Below are 17,298 nucleotides of genomic sequence, written 5' to 3' on the forward strand. Positions count from 1 at the left end.
GGGCGGCAGTGTAAGGCAGTGGATGCCGCGTGTGTGAACGCTCTGACAGACGCTCAATGAGCCAGGCGTCGAGCCATCAGATGCAGCAGCGGAAACAGCAACGCCCAGAGCAGGCCGATGCCGATCAGGCTGGGTAATTCGCCGTAGGGAAATTGCACGCCGGCCAAGCGTCCGCCGCCGTAATACGACAGCGCACCACCGACGGCCCCCAGCACGCTGGCCAGCCACCATGGCCGGGCGGTCCATTGCAGGCAGTGCCGCAACGTGGTCGCCAGTAATGCCCACAGCAACATCAGCCACAGCGGAATCAGCGGCGACGAATCCTCAAACGCGAACACACCGAGGCCGCGCAAAATGCTGTCCACCGCTGTGCCGACAATCACCACGCTGAGGATCAAACGTCCCTCCGCCGCCCAACTGCTGACCCAGCGCAGATGAATCACCAGCACCGCCAACGCCAGCAACAGCCACAAACTGTTGCCGCCGAGCACACAGGCCAGCCAGCCGATCTGGAACAGCACGGCATTGGCGATCCGCTCAAGCATCGAAGCGTCCGAGCAGCGGCGCGGGCATGGCGGCCGGTTTGGCCAGCAACAATTGCGCGGTGCCGATGGTGCGCTCCAGGAAGCCACCCTCGCAGTAGCACAGGTAAAACTCCCACAGCCTGAGGAAATAATCGTCGTAGCCCAGTTCGCTCAAGCGGCCGTGGGCGCGGCGAAAATTCTCGTGCCACAGGCGCAGGGTTTTGGCGTAGTGCAAGCCGAAATCTTCCATGTGCAGCAGGTTCATGTCGGTGTCGCGGCTGACGATTTCGAGCATCTTCTGCACGCAGGGCAGGGCGCCGCCGGGGAAGATGTAGCGCTGGATAAAGTCCACGCCGCGCTTGGCTTGCTCATAACGCTGCTCGCGGATGGTGATCGCCTGTAGCAGCATCAGGCCGTTGCTCTTGAGCAACTGCGCGCATTGTTTGAAGTAGGTCGGCAGGAAGCGGTGGCCGACCGCTTCGATCATTTCGATCGACACCAGTTTGTCGTACTCGCCGGTGAGGTCGCGGTAATCCTTGAGCAACAACGTCACTTGATCCTGCAGGCCCAGTTGTTCGATGCGTTTTGCGGTAAACGCATACTGCTCTTTCGACAGCGTGGTGGTGGTCACGCGACAGCCGTAATTTTGCGCCGCGTAAAGCGCCATGCTGCCCCAGCCGGTGCCGATTTCCAGCAGGTGATCGCTGGGTTTGAGCGCGAGTTTCTGGCAGATGCGCTCCAGTTTGTTCAGTTGCGCCTGTTCCAGGTTGTCTTCGGGGGTCAGAAACTGCGCCGCCGAGTACATCATGGTCGGGTCGAGAAACTGTTCGAACAGGTCGTTGCCGAGGTCGTAATGCGCGGCGATGTTTTTCTGCGAGCCTTTGCGCGTGTTGCGATTGAGCCAGTGCAGGCCTTGCACCATGGGTCGGCCGAGGCGCGCCAAACCACCTTCCATCGCATCGAGCACTTCGAGGTTGCTGACGAACACTCGCACCACGGCGGTCAAGTCCGGCGAGCTCCAGTAACCGTGGATAAACGCCTCGCCTGCGCCGATCGAGCCGTTGCTGGCGACCAGGCCCCAGACTGCGGCGTCGAGTATGTGGATTTCGCCCACCAAGGCACTGCCGGGTGTACCGAACAGCATCCGTTCGCCATCCTCGATCACCACAAGCTGGCCGTGTTTGAGCCGGGCCATTTGCCGCAATACGCCACGACGCAGCAGCGAACCGGTCAAGCCATTGGTGCTGAGCCGACTGACCGACAGACTAGAGGATTTCATGGCGGTGTTCCTTGGGAGGCACGGTAGCGGTTTGAAAGCTGCCATCGGCAGCCTGATGAGCAAAGATCGGTGCGCGCTTGAACAGCAGTCGTACGGCTTGCCAATAAATCGCCAGCGCGGTTTTCGCGGTCATCCACGGGAAGCGACGCAAGTAGCGGTGCAGGCTGCGGCGGTCGAGCGTTTCGCGTTGCAGGTTGAGCGTGGCGTCGAACAGTTTGTGCTCGCCCTGCCAGTCGGCCATGTGTACGCCGAGGGTTTGCGCGGCGGGGCTGAAGCTCATGCGGTATTCGAGATCACGCGGCAGAAACGGCGAAACATGAAAGGCCTTGGCCACCGCAAAATGCTGATGAGCGCTCTGCGGATTGATTGGCGCGCGCGCTGGCAACACATAGTGAAAGCGCTCGCGCCACGGGGTGTTGGTGACTTCGCAGACAATCGCCGCCAGTTGCCCGTCGGCCTCATGGCAATAAAAGAAACTCACCGGATTGAACGCCAGCCCCCAGCTGCGCGGTTGCGTGAGCAGGCACACCGAGCCTTGCGGTTCATGGCCGATGGCGATGCCGACCTGCTGGCGCACGGCGTCAATCAAGCGCATGCCGGTGCCGGTGAAGGCCTTGAGGTAGTCGCTCTCGCGAAATGAAAACGGCGCAAAGCGACTGCGGCTGGCCAGCGCCGACAGACCGAACAACGCGTCCTGTTCGGTCAGATCGAGGTACAGCAAACCGATCCGGTAACGAAATTCATGCCGACGCGGGGAGAAGCGTCGATGGCCGATCCAGCCGCTGTAGAGGGCGCTGTTCACAGGGTTTCCCCAAACGCGGCCGCCACGCGCAATGCGCTGACCACCCCGTCTTCATGAAAACCGTTGGCCCAATAAGCGCCGCAATAATGTGTGTGTTGCGCACCGTCCAGTTCGGCCCAGCGGTTCTGCGCCGCCACCGCCGCGAGGCTGAACTGCGGATGGGCATAAGTGAAGCGGGCCAGTACTTTGTCGGGGTTGATACCGGCGCTCTGGTTGAGGCTGACGCAGAACGTGGTGTCGCTTTCGATGCCCTGGAGAATGTTCATGTCGTAGGTGACGGCCGCGTGAGTGTGACCGGTACCGCTCAGGCGATAGTTCCAACTGGCCCACGCCAGTTTGCGCGTGGGCAACAGTTGCGTGTCGGTGTGCAGCACCACTTCGTTGTCGGCATAGGGCAGGGCACCGAGGATCGCGCGTTCGGCTTCGCTCGGGCTGGCCAGAATTTGCAGGGCCTGATCGCTGTGACAGGCGAACACCACTTTGTCGAAGTGCTCGATCCCCGCCGGGCTGTGGATAACCACGCCGTGTTCGTCGCGATCCACTCGCTTCACCGGACAATTGAGGCGAATCCTGTCCTTGAACGCGGCGGTCAGTGGCGCGATGTAAGCGCTGGAACCGCCCTCGACCACTTGCCATTGCGGCCGATCACTGACTGACAACAAGCCATGATTCTTGAAGAAGCGCACAAAGAACTGCAGCGGAAAATTGAGCATCTCGGCCATCGGCATCGACCAGATCGCCGCACCCATCGGCACGATGTAATGCAGGATGAACCGCTCGCCGTAGCCGCCGGCCTTGAGGTAGTCATCCAGGGTCATATCGGCATCGATGCGCAGCTCGATGAGGTCGCGCTGGGCTTCTTTATTGAAGCGCAGAATATCGCGCAGCATGCCCCAGAATCCCGGCGACAGCAGATTGCGCCGCTGGGCAAACAGGCTGTTGAGGTTGTTGCCGTTGTATTCCAGGCCGCTGTCAGGATCGTTGACCGAGAAACTCATTTCGGTCGGCTTGAACCCCACGCCGAGCTGGCCGAGCAGGCGAATGAAATTCGGGTAGGTCCAGTCGTTGAACACAATGAAACCGGTGTCCACGGCATATTGGCGACCTTCGACGTCGACCTGCACCGTGTGCGTGTGGCCACCGACCCAGTCACCGGCCTCGAACACCGTGACGTCATGTCGGCGATTGAGCAGGTGCGCGCAGGTGAGTCCTGCGATGCCGCTGCCGATAATGGCGATTTTCATGCTGGGTCTCGCAGCGGCGGCGGTTTGCGCACCATGCGTTTGCCGATGGCCAATTGCAGGCCCGTCGGCAGTTTCGACAAGGGCCACAGCGCGGCCATGAACAGCGCCGGGAAGGCGATTTCCAGTGGCCGATCATTGAGTTTGGCGAAGATATGCCGCGCAGCTTTATCCACAGGCCAACTGAGCGGCATCGGGAAATCGTTCTTGGCGGTCAGCGGAGTTTCGACAAAGCCTGGGCTGATTACCGTGACTTCGATGCCCTCATCCGCCAGGTCGATGCGCAACGACTCGAACAGATAGCGCAGCCCGGCCTTCGATGCGCCATAGGCTTCTGCCCGAGGCAGCGGCAAGTAAGTGACCGAGCTGGCCATCCCGACCAGATGCGGCGCGGTGCCTTTGCGCAGTAGCGGCAGGGCGGCTTCGATGCAGTAGGCGCTGGCGAGCAGATTGGTACGCACCACGTGCTCGACGATCGAGGAGTCGAATTGCCGGGCATCGACATATTCACAGGTGCCGGCATTGAGGATCACTGTGTCCAGCGACCCCCAGTCCTCAGCGATCTGCTCACCGATTTCACGCACGGTCTGGCTGTTGGTCAGATCGCCCGGCACCACCAGCACTTGTCCCGGATAGCGTTGCGACAGCACTTTGAGTGGGGCGACCTGGCGCGAGCTGACAGCCAGGTGCGCGCCGGTGGCGAGGATGCTTTCCGCCAATGCGGCGCCAATGCCACTGCTGGCACCCGTCAACCAGTAACGCCGTGGAGGTGTACGACTCATCCCATTCTCCTTTTCAGCCAGGCGATCACCCGGCCCAATATTGGCAAGTGTTCATACAGCAGCGCCCCGGCATCGAAATAATCCCGGTGGCGATAAACCTTGTCGCGCCACAGCAAGTGCGAGCAGCCGCCGACGCGGATCTCCCGACCATTGGCCAGACGCGGGTGGCGATAACTCATGACCCAGCGCAGGTAGCCTTCACCCTCGCCAATCTGGTCGTAGCCGTGAAAATCGAAACGCAGTTCGCTGACGTTGGCGTACAGCTCACCGAAGTAATCGCGCAACTGCGCCAGCCCCTGAACTTCGTGCAACGGGTCGGTGAAGTGAATGTCATCGCTGTACAGCTCGCCAAGGCGTTGCAGGTTGTCTTTGTTCAACGCTGAAAATTGCCGGGCGAAGCTGCGCAGGAATTCACTCATGATCGACCCCGACTGGTTGGCGGGAAGGCAGGTTCTTGAACGCCGTCAGCGCGCGTTCGCGCGATGCACTCAGGTTGACGATCGGCGTTGGGTAATCCGCAACGCCGAACAAGCCGCCGGCACTGGCCGGGTTATGCACCTGTTTTTTGTCGAGGTCGGCCAGTTCCGGTAGCCAGTGCTTGATGAACAGGCCCTCGCTGTCGAATTTTTCCGACTGGCTCAACGGGTTGAAAATGCGGAAGTACGGTGCCGAATCGGTACCGGTGGAGGAGCTCCATTGCCAGCCGCCGTTGTTCGCCGCCAGATCACCATCGATCAAATGGCGCATGAAAAACCGCTCGCCTTCGCGCCAGTCGATCAGCAGGTTTTTGGTCAGGAACATCGCCACGACCATGCGCAGGCGATTGTGCATCCAGCCGGTTTCGAGCAGTTGGCGCATCGCCGCATCGATGATCGGCAGCCCGGTGCGCGCCTCTTGCCACGCCGCGAGTTCGTCCGGGGCGTCGCGCCAGGCCAGCGCTTCGGTCTCCGGACGGAACGCGCGGTGGCGCGAAACCCGTGGATAACCGACCAGAATGTGTTTGTAGAACTCGCGCCACAGCAGCTCATTGATCCAGGTGACAGCGCCGACCTTGCCGCTTTCGAATTCACCCTGATTGCTTTGCAGAGCGGCGTGCAGGCATTGCCGTGGCGAAACGACGCCAGCGGCCAGATACGCTGAAAGCTGACTGGTGCCGGGCTTGGCCGGGAAGTCGCGTTCGCTTTTGTAGTAATCGATTTGGGCGTCGGCGAAGGTATCGAGACGACGCCGGGCTTCTTTCTCACCGGCAGGCCACAGATCGCGCAGGGTTTCGGTCGGTGTGGCGAACCCGCTGACGGATGCCGGAACCGGATCGCTGTCGATGTCCTGCGGCGACTGTTTGCCGGGTGCAGGCACCAGCGCCGGCATCGAGCGATGCAGGCGTTCGTAGCAGACCTTGCGAAACTGGCTGAACACTTGGAAGTACGTCCCGGTTTTGGTCAGCACGGTGCCGGGCTTGAACAGCAATTGATCGAGATAACTGTGAAATTCGATGCCCTCGGCCTGCAATGCCTCGGCCACCGCCGCATCACGACGGCTTTCGTTCACGCCATATTCTTCGTTGACGTGCACCGCTTCTATGTTCAGTTGGCGACAGAGTTTGCCCAGTTCCGCCGGCGCCTGGTCCCAATGCGCCGCCGTGCGAATCAGCAACGGAATGTTCAGTTGACCCAGGCTTTTGCTCAGCCCTTGCAGATTGCGCAGCCAGAAGTCGACCTTGCAGGGCGCATCATCATGTTCTTGCCATTGCTGTGGGCTCAACAGGTACACGGCGACCGTCGGGCCGCGGGCTGCGGCAGCCGCGAGGGCGGTGTTGTCATGTTGGCGCAGGTCGCTGCGCAGCCAGATCAATTGCATATCGGTAGTCGCGTTCATTAAATCAGCCCACGCTGAACGAGTGCCTGGTGTGCTGAAAGCGGATCTTCGGCCAGGTACAAATCAGCAATCTCGGAAGTTCTTACGGACAACTCGGCGTGGTGGATGCACACCGTTGGTCCGACGATCATTTTCGGGCAAGCGACGCCAGCCAAAAGTTTCGGCAACTGCGCATGCTGCATGGCTTTGCTGGAATACAGCAGCACACCACGGGCTTGCAGATGTTCGACGGCCAATGCCAGCTCCCCGGCCGGCAGTGGCCAGTCAAACACTTGCACCGGGCAATCAGCGCTGCTGATCAGCCACGCGCACAGCCACAGATGAGGTTCCAGTGACAGGTCGGAATGATTGATCAGCAACAGTGGCGCGGCGTGCAATTGACGATTGTTATGGTAGATGCGCGCGCCAAATTTGCTGCGTAACCACGAATAAAAAAATACCCGCTCCATCTGCGCGCCGAACTGGCCCTGCCAGCGTTGTTCAAGTTCGGCCAGCAGCGGCAGCAGCAATTGCTCACACAGGGTGCGCGGCGGATACAGCGCCATGACTTGATTGATGCTGTCGTCGATGCTGCGTTCATTGAGTTGCGTAACGGCCATGAGCAGGGTCTGGCGCAACCGTTGCCAATCGTTTTCCACCGACTCGCTGAGGTCCTGCGCAGTGTCGAGCAGCGGCTTGACCTGGCTGACCGCGACGCCACGGTTGAGCCAGGTGAGGATGGTCAAAATGCGTTGCACATGCTCGGCCGAATACAGCCGATGACCCTTGGGCGTGCGTTGCGGGACGATCAGACCATAGCGTCGTTCCCACGCACGCAGCGTGATCGCATTGACACCGGTCTGCCGCGCCACTTCGCGGATCGGCAACCAGCCTTCATCGAGGGCTTTCTTGAAGTCGGCGCCAAGGTCTTCCTGAGCGCTGGAATCGGGTTTGTCATTCATTAGATAGCGTTTCGCAGGCTGAGATTTTCCGGATGCGGTTGCAGGTAAACCTGTTGCGCAATGTACGGATCCGGATGAAGGCGAAAGTGATGTTTGAGCAGCGTCAGCGGTACCACGAGCGGAACGATGCCCAAACGATATTGGCCAATCACATGCACCATCTCCTGCTTGTCTTCGGCGCTGATTGCCTGTTTCAAGTAACCGCTGATGTGCTGCAGAACATTGCTATGGGTGCCGCGGGTCGCACATTTTTTTAGCGCTGCCATCAATTCGCTGAAGTAACGCGGGCCAAGTTCGGCAGGGTCGCTCTGCGCCATGTTGCCCAACAACTTGCCTAGCGCCTTGTATTGCAGCGGGTTGTGCGCCATCAGCTGGTATTTGTAGCGTGAGTGGAATTCGGTGAGCGCACGGCGGCTCAGGCCTTGGGCAAGCACTTGCTGCCAGGCGCTGTAGGCGAGTACCCGGGTGATGAAGTTTTCACGCAGCACCGGATCGTTCAGGCGTCCGGCTTCTTCCACCGGCAAGTCCGGGTGCCGCGCGCAGAAAGCCTGGGCGTAGATGCCCCGGCCACCGCCGTTCACCGGCGCGCCGTTATCGTGATAGACCTTGACCCGTTCCAGCCCGCAGGAAGGTGATTGCTGCATGAAGATGTAGCCGCAGATGTCATTGAGCTCGCCGGCCATTTTCTCGCCGTACTCGGCCAGAGGCGCGGTGACGTTGATCGAGGGATGGACGGTGCCGACGGCTTGCGGACTTTGCGGATCGCCGACCAGACGGATCGGTTCGCGGGGGATGCCCATGCCGATGGCGACTTCCGGGCACAGCGGGACGAATTCGAAATATTCAGCGAGGGTGCGGCTGCACAGGCGTGATTCCTTGTGACCGCCGTTAAAGCGAACCTCGGCGCCCATCAGGCAGGCGCTGATGGCGATTCTCGGCCGGGACATGGAAAGGTCTGACATGGATACCTCTCGAATCTATACCTGTACAGAGATCGATCTCTGTACAACATTTCTTCAGCATAGATTCATGGGTGTACAAGTCAAATCATTTGTATAAGTTTTTCTGTAGGAGCTGCCGCAGGCTGCGATCTCTTGATCCTGTTTTTGATTTGGGAGTTTTGAGAAACAAAGATCAAAAGATCGCAGCCTTCGGCAGCTCCTACATGAGCCAGCCGATTTTCCATTGGGCGTTGTTTTGTAACGCATGCCAATCGAATCGTTCGACACGTTTGGTCAGCACCGCCTGCAACTCGACTTCGAGCACAGTGCCGTCCTCATCGCGAATCAGCTCGGTCACCAGAAAATGTTTTTCACGATTTTGCGGGTGGGCTGCTGTCCATTTCGACAGCAGCAATTTGCGCGGGTTGATCTGATTCACTGGAGATGCTCATGCAAACGGCGCGCAGCTTCCTGGCCGCTGAGCCAGGCACCCTCGACGCGTCCGGACAGGCACCAGTCGCCGCAGGCGTACAAACCCAGATCGGCATCCGCCAGCGCGCCCCATTCGTGGCCCGTCGCCGGGCGTGCGTAGAGCCAGCGATGGGCAAGGCTGAAGGTCGGCGCGGGCATTGCACTGTGCAGCAATTCGGCGAATGCGCCGTGCAGTTGCTCGATCACCGCTTCCTTGGGCAGGTCGATGTGCTGTCGGCTCCAGGCACTGGTGGCGTGCAACACCCAAGTATCGAGCGTGTTGTCGCGCCCCGGTTTACTGCGATTGCGCGCCAGCCAGTCGAGGGGGCTGTCCTGCACGAAGCAACCCTCAATCGGAGTATCCAGCGGCGTATCGAAGGCGAGGGCGACGGCCCAGGTCGGGTCCATTTTTACCCCGGCGGCGGCACCGGCGAGTTTCGGCGCGGCGGCCAGCAACGCGGTAGCTTGCGGTGCCGGCGTGGCGATCACGACATGACTGAAAGGACCGTGGGTGAAGCCTTCGGCGTCTTGCAGATGCCAATGTTCTTCGCCGCGATAGACCTCGGTAATCCGACAGGCAAATTGCACCTCCAGACCCTCGAGCAAGCCGCGGGTGATGGCGCTCATCCGTGGCGCACCGACCCAGCGGGTCTGCTCGTCCGGCGACAGATTCAGTTGCCCGCCCTGGAAGGTGTAGAGCTGCGGTGTCCACTCGGCGACCCAGCCCTGACTTTGCCAGCGCTGTACCTCGGTGACGAAACGTCGATCGCGGGCGGTGAAATATTGCGCGCCCAGATCCAGCGAACCGGCGTCGCTGCGTTTGCTCGACATACGTCCGCCGCTGCCGCGACTTTTATCGAACAATTGGACGGTGTGCCCAGTCTCCGTAAGAGCCTGAGCTGCCGAGAGTCCGGCGATGCCGGTGCCGATGATTGCGATAGGTACAGTCATAGGGGCCTCGTTTACCTTTCTGTACAGACTACGCCGTCGTTGAAACCTGTACAATTTTGTTTTTTGGTATAACTTCTAGCGTTCTCGTTCTGGCAGCTTGGCCTATGGTTAAACAATAGAACCTGCCCGATAGAAAAGATCCCTGTTTATAAAAATAGACTAGTGATCCGGGTAAAACGCCACGCGAGGAAGATGTCATGCATATATTGCTGACCGGCGGTACTGGTTTGATCGGACGTCAGCTCTGCCGACACTGGTCGGGGCAGGGCCATCGTCTGACGGTTTGGAGTCGACGCCCGCAAGCGGTCGCAAAAATCTGCGGGACGCAGGTGCGCGCCATCGCACGGCTGGAAGAGCTTGGCGAAGAACCCGTCGACGCAATCATCAATCTTGCTGGAGCGCCAATTGCCGACCGACTGTGGACCCATCGACGCAAAGCGTTGTTGTGGAGCAGCCGCATCAAACTCACGGAAACCCTGTTGGCGTGGCTTGAAACCCGCGCGCAGAAACCGGCGCTGCTGATTTCCGGTTCGGCTATTGGCTGGTACGGCGACGGTGGTGAGCGCGAGTTGAGCGAAGACTCACCGCCAGTGATCGACGATTTCGCCAGTCAGTTGTGCATTGCCTGGGAAGAGACTGCCCAGCGCGCAGAAGCGTTGGGCATCCGCGTGATACTGGTGCGCACCGGTCTGGTGCTGTCGGCCGAGGGCGGCTTTTTGTCGCGGCTGTTGCTGCCGTTCAAACTTGGGTTGGGCGGGCCTCTGGGCAATGGCCGGCAGTGGATGCCGTGGATTCATATCGATGACCAAATCGCCCTGATTGATTTTCTTCTGCATCGTGATCAGGCCAGTGGTCCTTATAATGCGTGCGCGCCAAAACCTGTGCGCAATCGCGAATTTGCCAAGACGCTGGGCAGTGTTTTACATCGTCCGGCGTTCATGCCAATGCCGACCCTGGCACTGAAGGTCGGTCTGGGCGAGATGTCATTGCTGTTGCTGGGCGGCCAACGGGCCACGCCGGCACGCTTGCTGGAAGCGGGATTCACTTTCCAGTTCACGGATTTACGCGCGGCTCTGGATGATCTCTCCAGCCGCCTTTGAAATAGGACGTTGCATGACCGATCACGCCTTGCTTCTGGTCAACCTGGGTTCCCCGGCCTCCACCTCGGTGGCCGATGTTCGCCGCTACCTCAATCAATTTCTGATGGATCCGTACGTGATCGACCTGCCGTGGCCGGTGCGGCGTTTGCTGGTATCGCTGATCCTGATCAAGCGCCCCGAGCAATCCGCCCACGCCTACGCCTCGATCTGGTGGGAGGAGGGTTCGCCGCTGGTGGTGCTCAGCCGTCGCTTGCAAGAACAGATGAAGGCGCAGTGGAAGCATGGCCCGGTCGATCTGGCGATGCGTTACGGCGAGCCTTCAATTGAAACGTGCCTGACAAGACTGGTCGCGGCAGGGCACAAGCGCATCACGCTGGCGCCGCTGTACCCACAGTTCGCCGACAGCACCACCACCACGGTTATCCAAGAAGCCAAACGAGTGCTGCGCGAGAAGAAGCTCGATGTGCAGCTCTCGATTTTGCAGCCGTTCTACGATCAGCCGGAATACCTCGATGCGTTGGTCGCCAGCGCCAAACCGCATTTGCAGCAGGATTACGATCATCTGCTGCTGAGCTTCCATGGTTTGCCGGAGCGGCATCTGACCAAGCTTGATCCGACCGGGCAGCATTGTTTCAAGAACGAAGATTGCTGCAAGAACGCATCCCCGGCGGTTCTGGCTACCTGTTATCGCGCGCAATGCCTGCGCACGGCGGCACTGTTCGCCGAGCGCATGGGGCTGGCGGATGGCAAATGGTCGGTGTCGTTTCAGTCGCGATTGGGTCGTGCCAAATGGATCGAGCCGTACACCGAAGCGCGGCTGGATGAGTTGGCGAAAAGCGGCGTGAAGAAGATTCTGGTGATGTGCCCGGCGTTCGTTGCTGATTGCATCGAAACGCTGGAAGAGATTGGTGACCGCGGCAAGGAGCAGTTCCGCGAAGCGGGGGGCGAGGAGTTGGTGCTGGTGCCGTGCCTGAATGACGACCCGCAATGGGCGAAGGCGTTGGCTACCCTCTGCGAAAGAGCGCCTTTGGCCCTCTAAAAGCATCGCGGGCAAGCCCGCTCCCACAGGTTCAGTGCAATTCCTGTGGGAGCGGGCTTGCCCGCGATGACATTTGCACAAACAACAAAAAACTTACAACTTGATTAGAGCAGCGGATCATCCGCCTTCTTGTTCTTCCAGCCATCATTGCCCGGCAGCAGCAGGTTCAGCGCAATCGCCACCACCGCGCACAGCGCGATGCCTTTGAGGCCGAAGTCGTCCGGACCGGTGCCAGTGCCAACCAGCACACCACCAATCCCGAATACCAGCGTCACCGAAACAATCACCAGATTGCGTGCTTCGCCCAGATCGATCTTGTGGCGGATCAGGGTGTTCATGCCCACCGCCGCGATCGAACCGAACAACAAGCACAGAATCCCGCCCATCACCGGTACCGGAATGCTTTGCAGCAGCGCGCCGAACTTGCCGACAAACGCCAGGCTGATGGCGAAGATCGCCGCCCAGGTCATGATTTTCGGGTTGTAGTTCTTGGTCAGCATCACGGCGCCAGTCACTTCGGCGTAGGTGGTGTTAGGCGGGCCGCCGAACATACCAGCTGCGGTGGTGGCGATGCCGTCACCGAGCAGGGTGCGATGCAGGCCCGGCTTCTTCAGATAGTCACGACCGGTCACGCTACCGACTGCAATCACGCCGCCGATGTGTTCAATCGCCGGGGCCAATGCCACCGGAACGATGAACAGAATCGCCTGCCAGTTGAACTCCGGCGCGGTGAAATGCGGGATCGCGAACCACGGTGCTGCGGCAATTTTCGCGGTATCGACCACACCGAAATAGAACGCCATGGCGAAACCGACCAGCACGCCGGAAATGATCGGCACCAGACGGAAAATGCCTTTGCCGAACACTGCCACGATCAACGTGGTCAGCAGCGCTGGCATCGAGATCATCATCGCGGTCTGGTAGTGGATCAGTTCAGCACCGTCGCCAGACTTGCCCATCGCCATGTTCGCGGCAATCGGCGCCATGGCCAGGCCGATGGAGATAATCACCGGACCGATGACCACCGGCGGCAGCAGACGGTCGATGAAACCGGTGCCTTTGATCTTCACGGCCAGGCCAAGAAAGGTGTAGACGAAACCGGCCGCCATCACGCCGCCCATGGTCGCGGCGAGGCCAAACTGGCCCTTGGCGAGAATGATCGGGGTGATGAAAGCAAAGCTCGACGCCAGGAACACCGGCACCTGACGGCCAGTGACGATCTGGAACAGAATCGTCCCAAGACCTGCGGTAAACAGTGCCACGTTCGGGTCAAGGCCCGTGATCAGCGGCATCAGCACCAAGGCGCCGAAAGCCACGAACAGCATCTGGGCGCCGGACAGCACCGTGCGCCAGAGCGGATCGTTGAACTCTTGTTGCATGGTCACGCGTCCTTCTGCTTGGTGCCGAAGATCTTGTCACCGGCATCGCCAAGCCCTGGGATGATGTAACCGTGTTCGTTCAAACGTTCATCAATCGAGGCGGTGTAGATGGTCACGTCCGGGTGAGCCTTTTCTACAGCGGCGATGCCTTCCGGCGCGGCAACCAGCACCATCGCGCGGATTTCCTTGCAGCCAGCCTTTTTCAGCAGGTCGATGGTCGCAACCATGGAGCTGCCGGTGGCGAGCATCGGGTCGATGATCATCGCCAGACGTTCGTCGATTTCCGGAACCAGTTTTTCCAGATAGGTGTGGGCTTGCAGGGTTTCTTCGTTGCGGGCAACACCCACAGCGCTGACCTTGGCACCCGGGATCAGGCTGAGCACGCCTTCGAGCATGCCGATACCGGCACGCAGGATTGGCACGACAGTGATCTTCTTGCCGGCGATTTTCTCGACCGACACGGTGCCGCACCAACCTTCGATATCGTAGGTTTCCAGCGGCAGGTCTTTGGTAGCTTCGTAGGTCAACAGCGCACCGACTTCCTGAGCGAGCTCGCGGAAATTCTTGGTGCTGATGTCTGCGCGGCGCATAAGGCCAAGTTTGTGACGGATCAGCGGATGGCGGATCTCTTGGATGGACATGGGGAAAGGCTCCGGCGGCGGGCAAAAAAACCGGCCTAGATTAATCTATCCGAGGGTGATGTCCTATAGGACATAGAGTACGTTAGTCCATAAAGGCTTGATTCAGTCGTGCGAGATGCGTACCTTTGCCCGCTTTTCGCGACTATCCCCCCCTTCAATCATCCCCCGGAGAGCGCCATGTCCGCTGATCTCGAGCATATCCGTCAAATCATGCGAGAGGCTGACTGCCTGTACACCGAGTCTGAAGTCGAGGCCGCCATTGCCCGCGTCGGTGCACAAATCAACGAAACACTGGCCGAGAGCAACCCGGTGGTGTTCTGCGTGATGAACGGCGGGCTGATTTTTTCCGGCAAGCTGCTGACTCATCTGCATTTCCCGCTGGAAGCGTCCTACCTGCACGCGACCCGTTATCGCAACGAAACCAGCGGCGGCGACCTGTTCTGGAAGGCCAAGCCAGAAGTCTCGTTCCTTGACCGTGACGTGCTGATCATCGACGACATCCTCGACGAAGGGCATACCCTGGGCGCGATCATCGATTACTGCAAACACGCCGGCGCGCGCAAAGTGCACACCGCCGTGCTGATCGACAAGGATCACGACCGCAAGGCGCGTCCTGACCTCAAAGCCGATTTCGTCGGCCTGCCGTGCATCGACCGTTACATCTTCGGTTACGGCATGGACTACAAAGGCTACTGGCGCAACGCCAACGGGATCTTTGCCGTTAAAGGCATGTAAGCAAGATCAAAAGATCGCAGCCTGCGGCAGCTCCTACAGGGGATTGATGTACACCCTGTAGGAGCTGCCGCAGGCTGCGATCTTTTGCTTTTAGGGGCTGCTAAAGTGCTTGGCCCCGCCGATGCACAGTTTTCAGGCCAATTTGCACACCGGCAGCGTGCGTGCGCGTTGAGCCGAGCGGCAGGGCAGGGGTAAACTGCCCGCCCCGTGTCATGTCTGCGAGCTGGAGTCGGCAATGCGTAAAGATAAGAAACAAGTGATTGGTGACGAGATCGGCGATGAGCAGATCAAGCTGTTTCTCGATTTTGAACCGGTCGACGCCACTTCGCCGTCGCTGCACAAACTGATCAAGGCTTACCGTGGTCTGCGTATCGACGACTTCGAGCGGTTTCTGACGTTCTTCGTCGAGGCCGGGTATGACCTCGATGGCAAGGACGAGCAGGGCCAGACGTTTGTTGATCAGATCAAGGATCAGCGCAACGCCCCGGAGTACATCGAGCTGATCGAAAAAGCTCGCGGCTAAGGTCAAAAGACAGATCAAAAGATCGCAGCCTTCTGACAGACATAAAAAACGCCCCGATCGGGGCGTTTTTTTTGCCGCAAGATCAAGCGTAGCTTGGCGTCTCGCTGCTTTCTTCAACCAGTTCCAGGGCGATGTTGTTCTGCGTGTTGATCTTGCGATACAGCGCAGCATCGGTTTCCAGAACCTTTTCACGGGCCGGGAAGATTTCCGCCAGTTTGCCAGCCCACTCGCCGGACGCTTTGCCCGGGAAGCACTTCTCGATCAATTCCAGCATGATCGAAACGGTCACCGACGCACCCGGCGAAGCGCCGAGCAGGGCCGCAAGAGAACCGTCCTTGGCCGCGACCAGTTCGGTACCGAATTGCAGGATGCCGCCCTTTTTCGGGTCTTTCTTGATGATCTGTACCCGCTGGCCGGCCACTTCCAGGCGCCAGTCTTCGGCTTTCGCCTCCGGGTAGAAACGGCGCAGGGATTCCAGACGCTGTTCCATCGACTGCATCACTTCGCTGACCAGATACTTGGTCAGGTCCATGTTGTTTTTTGCCACCGCCAGCATCGGCCCGATGTTGCCGGCGCGAACCGACAGCGGCAGGTCCATGAAGGAGCCGTGCTTGAGGAACTTGGTGGTGAAACCGGCGTATGGCCCGAACAGCAGGGATTTCTTGCCATCGACCACGCGGGTGTCCAGGTGCGGCACCGACATCGGTGGCGAACCTACGGCAGCCTGGCTGTAAACCTTGGCTTGGTGCTGTTTGACCACTTGCGGGTTGTCGCAACGCAGCCACTGGCCGCTGATCGGGAAGCCGCCGAAGCCTTTGCTTTCTTCGATACCCGAAGCCTGCAGCAACGGCAGGGCCGCGCCACCGGCACCGAGGAAGACGAATTTGGCATCGACTTCACGGCTGCTGCCGCTGTTGACGTCCTTGATGCTGACGGTCCAGCCGCTGCCGTTACGCTTGAGGCCGGTGACGCGCTTGCAGTATTTGACCTGGGCGTCGGGAGCGCTGGTCAGGTGCTTGAGCAACTGATTGGTCAGGGCGCCGAAGTTGACGTCGGTGCCGTTCATCACGCGGGTCGCGGCGAGCACTTCATCGCTCGAGCGGCCCGGCATCATCAATGGCATCCATTCGGCCATTTTGGCCTTGTCTTCGGTGTACTCCATGTCCGAGAAAGCGTGGTGCTTGCTCAGCACATCGAAGCGTGACTTGAGGAAGGACACGCCGCTGTCGCCCTGCACGAAGCTCAGGTGCGGCACCGGGCTGATGAAGGATTTGCACGAGCCGAAGGTGCCTTTTTTGGTCAGGTACGACCAGAACTGCTTGGACACCTCGAACTGGGTATTGATGTGCACGGCTTTCTTGATATCGACGCTGCCGTCGGCCGCTTGCGGCGTGTAGTTCAGCTCGCACAGGCCAGCGTGGCCGGTACCGGCGTTGTTCCACGGGTTGGAACTCTCCGCAGCACCGGAGTCCATCAGCTCGACAACTTCCAGTTTGATCGCCGGATCGAGCTCTTTGAGCAGCACTGCCAGGGTGGCACTCATGATGCCGGCCCCAACCAGTACTACGTCGACTGCTTCGTTATGCGCCATTTAACGCGTCTCCAAAATCTGCAGCACCAAATTGTCGGCATGGCTGCCAGGCATTCAGGGACAGGTCAGTTGTGTCCCGGCTATCCGTGGTCAGGTTTCGCCATGTCCGAATCTTCGCAATTCTTCGCAACTTTGACGGATGCGTGCGGCGTGGCTTCCAGAGCTCCATGAACTCATTTCAGCGCCCGGCTGGCAATTCGACTTATGGTCGAGACATCCGTTTTTGTGCAACCAAATCCGTAGCGGACAGGCTTCAGGCTCCGGTATTCGAGGTATACCCGGTCCTGTGTCGTTGGGCTGTTTCAGACGCTAATGGTGCATGTTCAGACGCAAAACTATTCATTTGCTCGCCACACTCTTGTGAAGTTGTGAAAACCCGTTTTTTTCACGCTCTTTTGAAGACGTGAACCTCAAAAAGGGCTGTCCATGCCTGGCACCCTGCCCGCAAGGGCAAAACAACGCGGTGGCCGAGCGTGATGACAG

The 17,298-nt window shown here is 59.5% G+C and carries 18 protein-coding genes; 4 read left to right on the forward strand and 14 right to left on the reverse strand.

Going from position 1 to position 17,298, the window contains the following annotated elements; genetic code table 11:
- Window positions 1–53: 53 nt before the first annotated feature.
- From ICA16_RS27680 to ICA16_RS27730, 11 genes are all read right to left on the reverse strand, one after another.
- Window positions 54–545 carry a DUF2878 domain-containing protein gene (locus ICA16_RS27680; RefSeq protein WP_210702115.1) on the reverse strand — a complete coding sequence of 164 codons (492 nt, stop codon included), beginning with the start codon at window positions 543–545 and terminating at the stop codon, window positions 54–56.
- Complete coding sequence (locus ICA16_RS27685) at window positions 538–1,803, reverse strand: SAM-dependent methyltransferase (protein WP_210702116.1); 1,266 nt, start codon at window positions 1,801–1,803, stop codon at window positions 538–540. The genes ICA16_RS27680 and ICA16_RS27685 overlap by 8 nt, the downstream gene beginning before the upstream one ends.
- A complete protein-coding gene (locus ICA16_RS27690) occupies window positions 1,790–2,605 on the reverse strand; it encodes a DUF1365 domain-containing protein (protein ID WP_210702117.1) in 816 nt (271 codons plus the stop codon). Before ICA16_RS27690 ends, ICA16_RS27685 begins: the two co-directional genes overlap by 14 nt.
- Window positions 2,602–3,849 (reverse strand): NAD(P)/FAD-dependent oxidoreductase, encoded by a 1,248-nt coding sequence (locus ICA16_RS27695; RefSeq protein ID WP_210702118.1) that lies wholly within the window; start codon window positions 3,847–3,849, stop codon window positions 2,602–2,604. The genes ICA16_RS27690 and ICA16_RS27695 overlap by 4 nt, the downstream gene beginning before the upstream one ends.
- Window positions 3,846–4,628: an SDR family NAD(P)-dependent oxidoreductase gene (locus ICA16_RS27700; RefSeq protein WP_210702119.1), complete on the reverse strand. Its 783-nt coding sequence runs from the start codon at window positions 4,626–4,628 to the stop codon at window positions 3,846–3,848. The genes ICA16_RS27695 and ICA16_RS27700 overlap by 4 nt, the downstream gene beginning before the upstream one ends.
- Window positions 4,625–5,047: a nuclear transport factor 2 family protein gene (locus ICA16_RS27705; protein ID WP_150605288.1), complete on the reverse strand. Its 423-nt coding sequence runs from the start codon at window positions 5,045–5,047 to the stop codon at window positions 4,625–4,627. The genes ICA16_RS27700 and ICA16_RS27705 overlap by 4 nt, the downstream gene beginning before the upstream one ends.
- On the reverse strand, window positions 5,040–6,485 hold the full coding sequence (gene phrB / locus ICA16_RS27710) for a deoxyribodipyrimidine photo-lyase (protein WP_210702128.1): 1,446 nt from the start codon (window positions 6,483–6,485) through the stop codon (window positions 5,040–5,042). The genes ICA16_RS27705 and phrB overlap by 8 nt, the downstream gene beginning before the upstream one ends.
- A 17-nt stretch (window positions 6,486–6,502) precedes the next feature.
- Window positions 6,503–7,444, reverse strand: coding sequence for a MerR family transcriptional regulator (locus ICA16_RS27715; protein WP_210555691.1), 942 nt, complete (start codon window positions 7,442–7,444; stop codon window positions 6,503–6,505).
- Complete coding sequence (locus ICA16_RS27720; RefSeq protein ID WP_210702120.1) at window positions 7,444–8,406, reverse strand: YbgA family protein; 963 nt, start codon at window positions 8,404–8,406, stop codon at window positions 7,444–7,446. Before ICA16_RS27720 ends, ICA16_RS27715 begins: the two co-directional genes overlap by 1 nt.
- 199 nt (window positions 8,407–8,605) lie before the next feature.
- The gene (locus tag ICA16_RS27725; protein WP_150605293.1) at window positions 8,606–8,824 is read right to left on the reverse strand and encodes a TIGR02450 family Trp-rich protein; all 219 of its coding nucleotides are present in this window, start codon (window positions 8,822–8,824) and stop codon (window positions 8,606–8,608) included.
- Entirely contained in the window at window positions 8,821–9,807 is a 987-nt protein-coding gene (locus ICA16_RS27730; RefSeq protein ID WP_150605294.1) for an NAD(P)/FAD-dependent oxidoreductase, read from the reverse strand. Before ICA16_RS27730 ends, ICA16_RS27725 begins: the two co-directional genes overlap by 4 nt.
- A gap of 197 nt (window positions 9,808–10,004) precedes the next feature.
- Here ICA16_RS27730 and ICA16_RS27735 point away from each other — a divergent pair, with 197 nt between their 5' ends.
- Window positions 10,005–10,907 carry a TIGR01777 family oxidoreductase gene (locus ICA16_RS27735; RefSeq protein WP_150605295.1) on the forward strand — a complete coding sequence of 301 codons (903 nt, stop codon included), beginning with the start codon at window positions 10,005–10,007 and terminating at the stop codon, window positions 10,905–10,907.
- A gap of 13 nt (window positions 10,908–10,920) precedes the next feature.
- Entirely contained in the window at window positions 10,921–11,946 is a 1,026-nt protein-coding gene (gene hemH / locus ICA16_RS27740) for a ferrochelatase (RefSeq protein WP_150605296.1), read from the forward strand.
- Between the two features lie 104 nt (window positions 11,947–12,050).
- Here hemH and ICA16_RS27745 read toward each other — a convergent pair whose 3' ends face one another.
- Together ICA16_RS27745 and upp are read right to left on the reverse strand one after the other, a co-directional pair.
- A complete protein-coding gene (locus tag ICA16_RS27745) occupies window positions 12,051–13,325 on the reverse strand; it encodes a uracil-xanthine permease family protein (protein ID WP_150605297.1) in 1,275 nt (424 codons plus the stop codon).
- A 2-nt stretch (window positions 13,326–13,327) separates the two neighbouring features.
- Window positions 13,328–13,966: a uracil phosphoribosyltransferase gene (upp, locus tag ICA16_RS27750; protein ID WP_042561031.1), complete on the reverse strand. Its 639-nt coding sequence runs from the start codon at window positions 13,964–13,966 to the stop codon at window positions 13,328–13,330.
- A gap of 177 nt (window positions 13,967–14,143) precedes the next feature.
- Between upp and ICA16_RS27755 the strand changes: the two genes are divergently transcribed.
- Window positions 14,144–14,701 carry a hypoxanthine-guanine phosphoribosyltransferase gene (locus ICA16_RS27755; protein ID WP_042561030.1) on the forward strand — a complete coding sequence of 186 codons (558 nt, stop codon included), beginning with the start codon at window positions 14,144–14,146 and terminating at the stop codon, window positions 14,699–14,701.
- Between the two features lie 235 nt (window positions 14,702–14,936).
- The gene (locus tag ICA16_RS27760; RefSeq protein WP_210555695.1) at window positions 14,937–15,224 is read left to right on the forward strand and encodes a PA4642 family protein; all 288 of its coding nucleotides are present in this window, start codon (window positions 14,937–14,939) and stop codon (window positions 15,222–15,224) included.
- Between the two features lie 82 nt (window positions 15,225–15,306).
- Here the strand turns inward: ICA16_RS27760 and mqo are convergent, their stop codons facing one another.
- A complete protein-coding gene (mqo, locus tag ICA16_RS27765) occupies window positions 15,307–16,815 on the reverse strand; it encodes a malate dehydrogenase (quinone) (protein WP_210555696.1) in 1,509 nt (502 codons plus the stop codon).
- Between the last annotated feature and the right edge of the window lie 483 nt (window positions 16,816–17,298).

Source organism: Pseudomonas anatoliensis, from assembly GCF_017976235.1.
GTDB lineage: Bacteria > Pseudomonadota > Gammaproteobacteria > Pseudomonadales > Pseudomonadaceae > Aquipseudomonas > Aquipseudomonas anatoliensis.

Coding starts and splice junctions, on each gene's coding strand:
- ICA16_RS27760 (WP_210555695.1), top strand. CDS start 14,937: ATGCGTAAAGATAAGAAACAAGTGATTGGTGACGAGATCGGCGATGAG.
- upp (WP_042561031.1), bottom strand. CDS start 13,966: ATGTCCATCCAAGAGATCCGCCATCCGCTGATCCGTCACAAACTTGGC.
- hemH (WP_150605296.1), top strand. CDS start 10,921: ATGACCGATCACGCCTTGCTTCTGGTCAACCTGGGTTCCCCGGCCTCC.
- ICA16_RS27695 (WP_210702118.1), bottom strand. CDS start 3,849: ATGAAAATCGCCATTATCGGCAGCGGCATCGCAGGACTCACCTGCGCG.
- ICA16_RS27745 (WP_150605297.1), bottom strand. CDS start 13,325: ATGCAACAAGAGTTCAACGATCCGCTCTGGCGCACGGTGCTGTCCGGC.
- ICA16_RS27755 (WP_042561030.1), top strand. CDS start 14,144: ATGTCCGCTGATCTCGAGCATATCCGTCAAATCATGCGAGAGGCTGAC.
- ICA16_RS27705 (WP_150605288.1), bottom strand. CDS start 5,047: ATGAGTGAATTCCTGCGCAGCTTCGCCCGGCAATTTTCAGCGTTGAAC.
- ICA16_RS27730 (WP_150605294.1), bottom strand. CDS start 9,807: ATGACTGTACCTATCGCAATCATCGGCACCGGCATCGCCGGACTCTCG.
- mqo (WP_210555696.1), bottom strand. CDS start 16,815: ATGGCGCATAACGAAGCAGTCGACGTAGTACTGGTTGGGGCCGGCATC.
- ICA16_RS27685 (WP_210702116.1), bottom strand. CDS start 1,803: ATGAAATCCTCTAGTCTGTCGGTCAGTCGGCTCAGCACCAATGGCTTG.
- phrB (WP_210702128.1), bottom strand. CDS start 6,485: ATGCAATTGATCTGGCTGCGCAGCGACCTGCGCCAACATGACAACACC.
- ICA16_RS27715 (WP_210555691.1), bottom strand. CDS start 7,444: ATGAATGACAAACCCGATTCCAGCGCTCAGGAAGACCTTGGCGCCGAC.
- ICA16_RS27735 (WP_150605295.1), top strand. CDS start 10,005: ATGCATATATTGCTGACCGGCGGTACTGGTTTGATCGGACGTCAGCTC.
- ICA16_RS27720 (WP_210702120.1), bottom strand. CDS start 8,406: ATGTCAGACCTTTCCATGTCCCGGCCGAGAATCGCCATCAGCGCCTGC.
- ICA16_RS27680 (WP_210702115.1), bottom strand. CDS start 545: ATGCTTGAGCGGATCGCCAATGCCGTGCTGTTCCAGATCGGCTGGCTG.
- ICA16_RS27700 (WP_210702119.1), bottom strand. CDS start 4,628: ATGAGTCGTACACCTCCACGGCGTTACTGGTTGACGGGTGCCAGCAGT.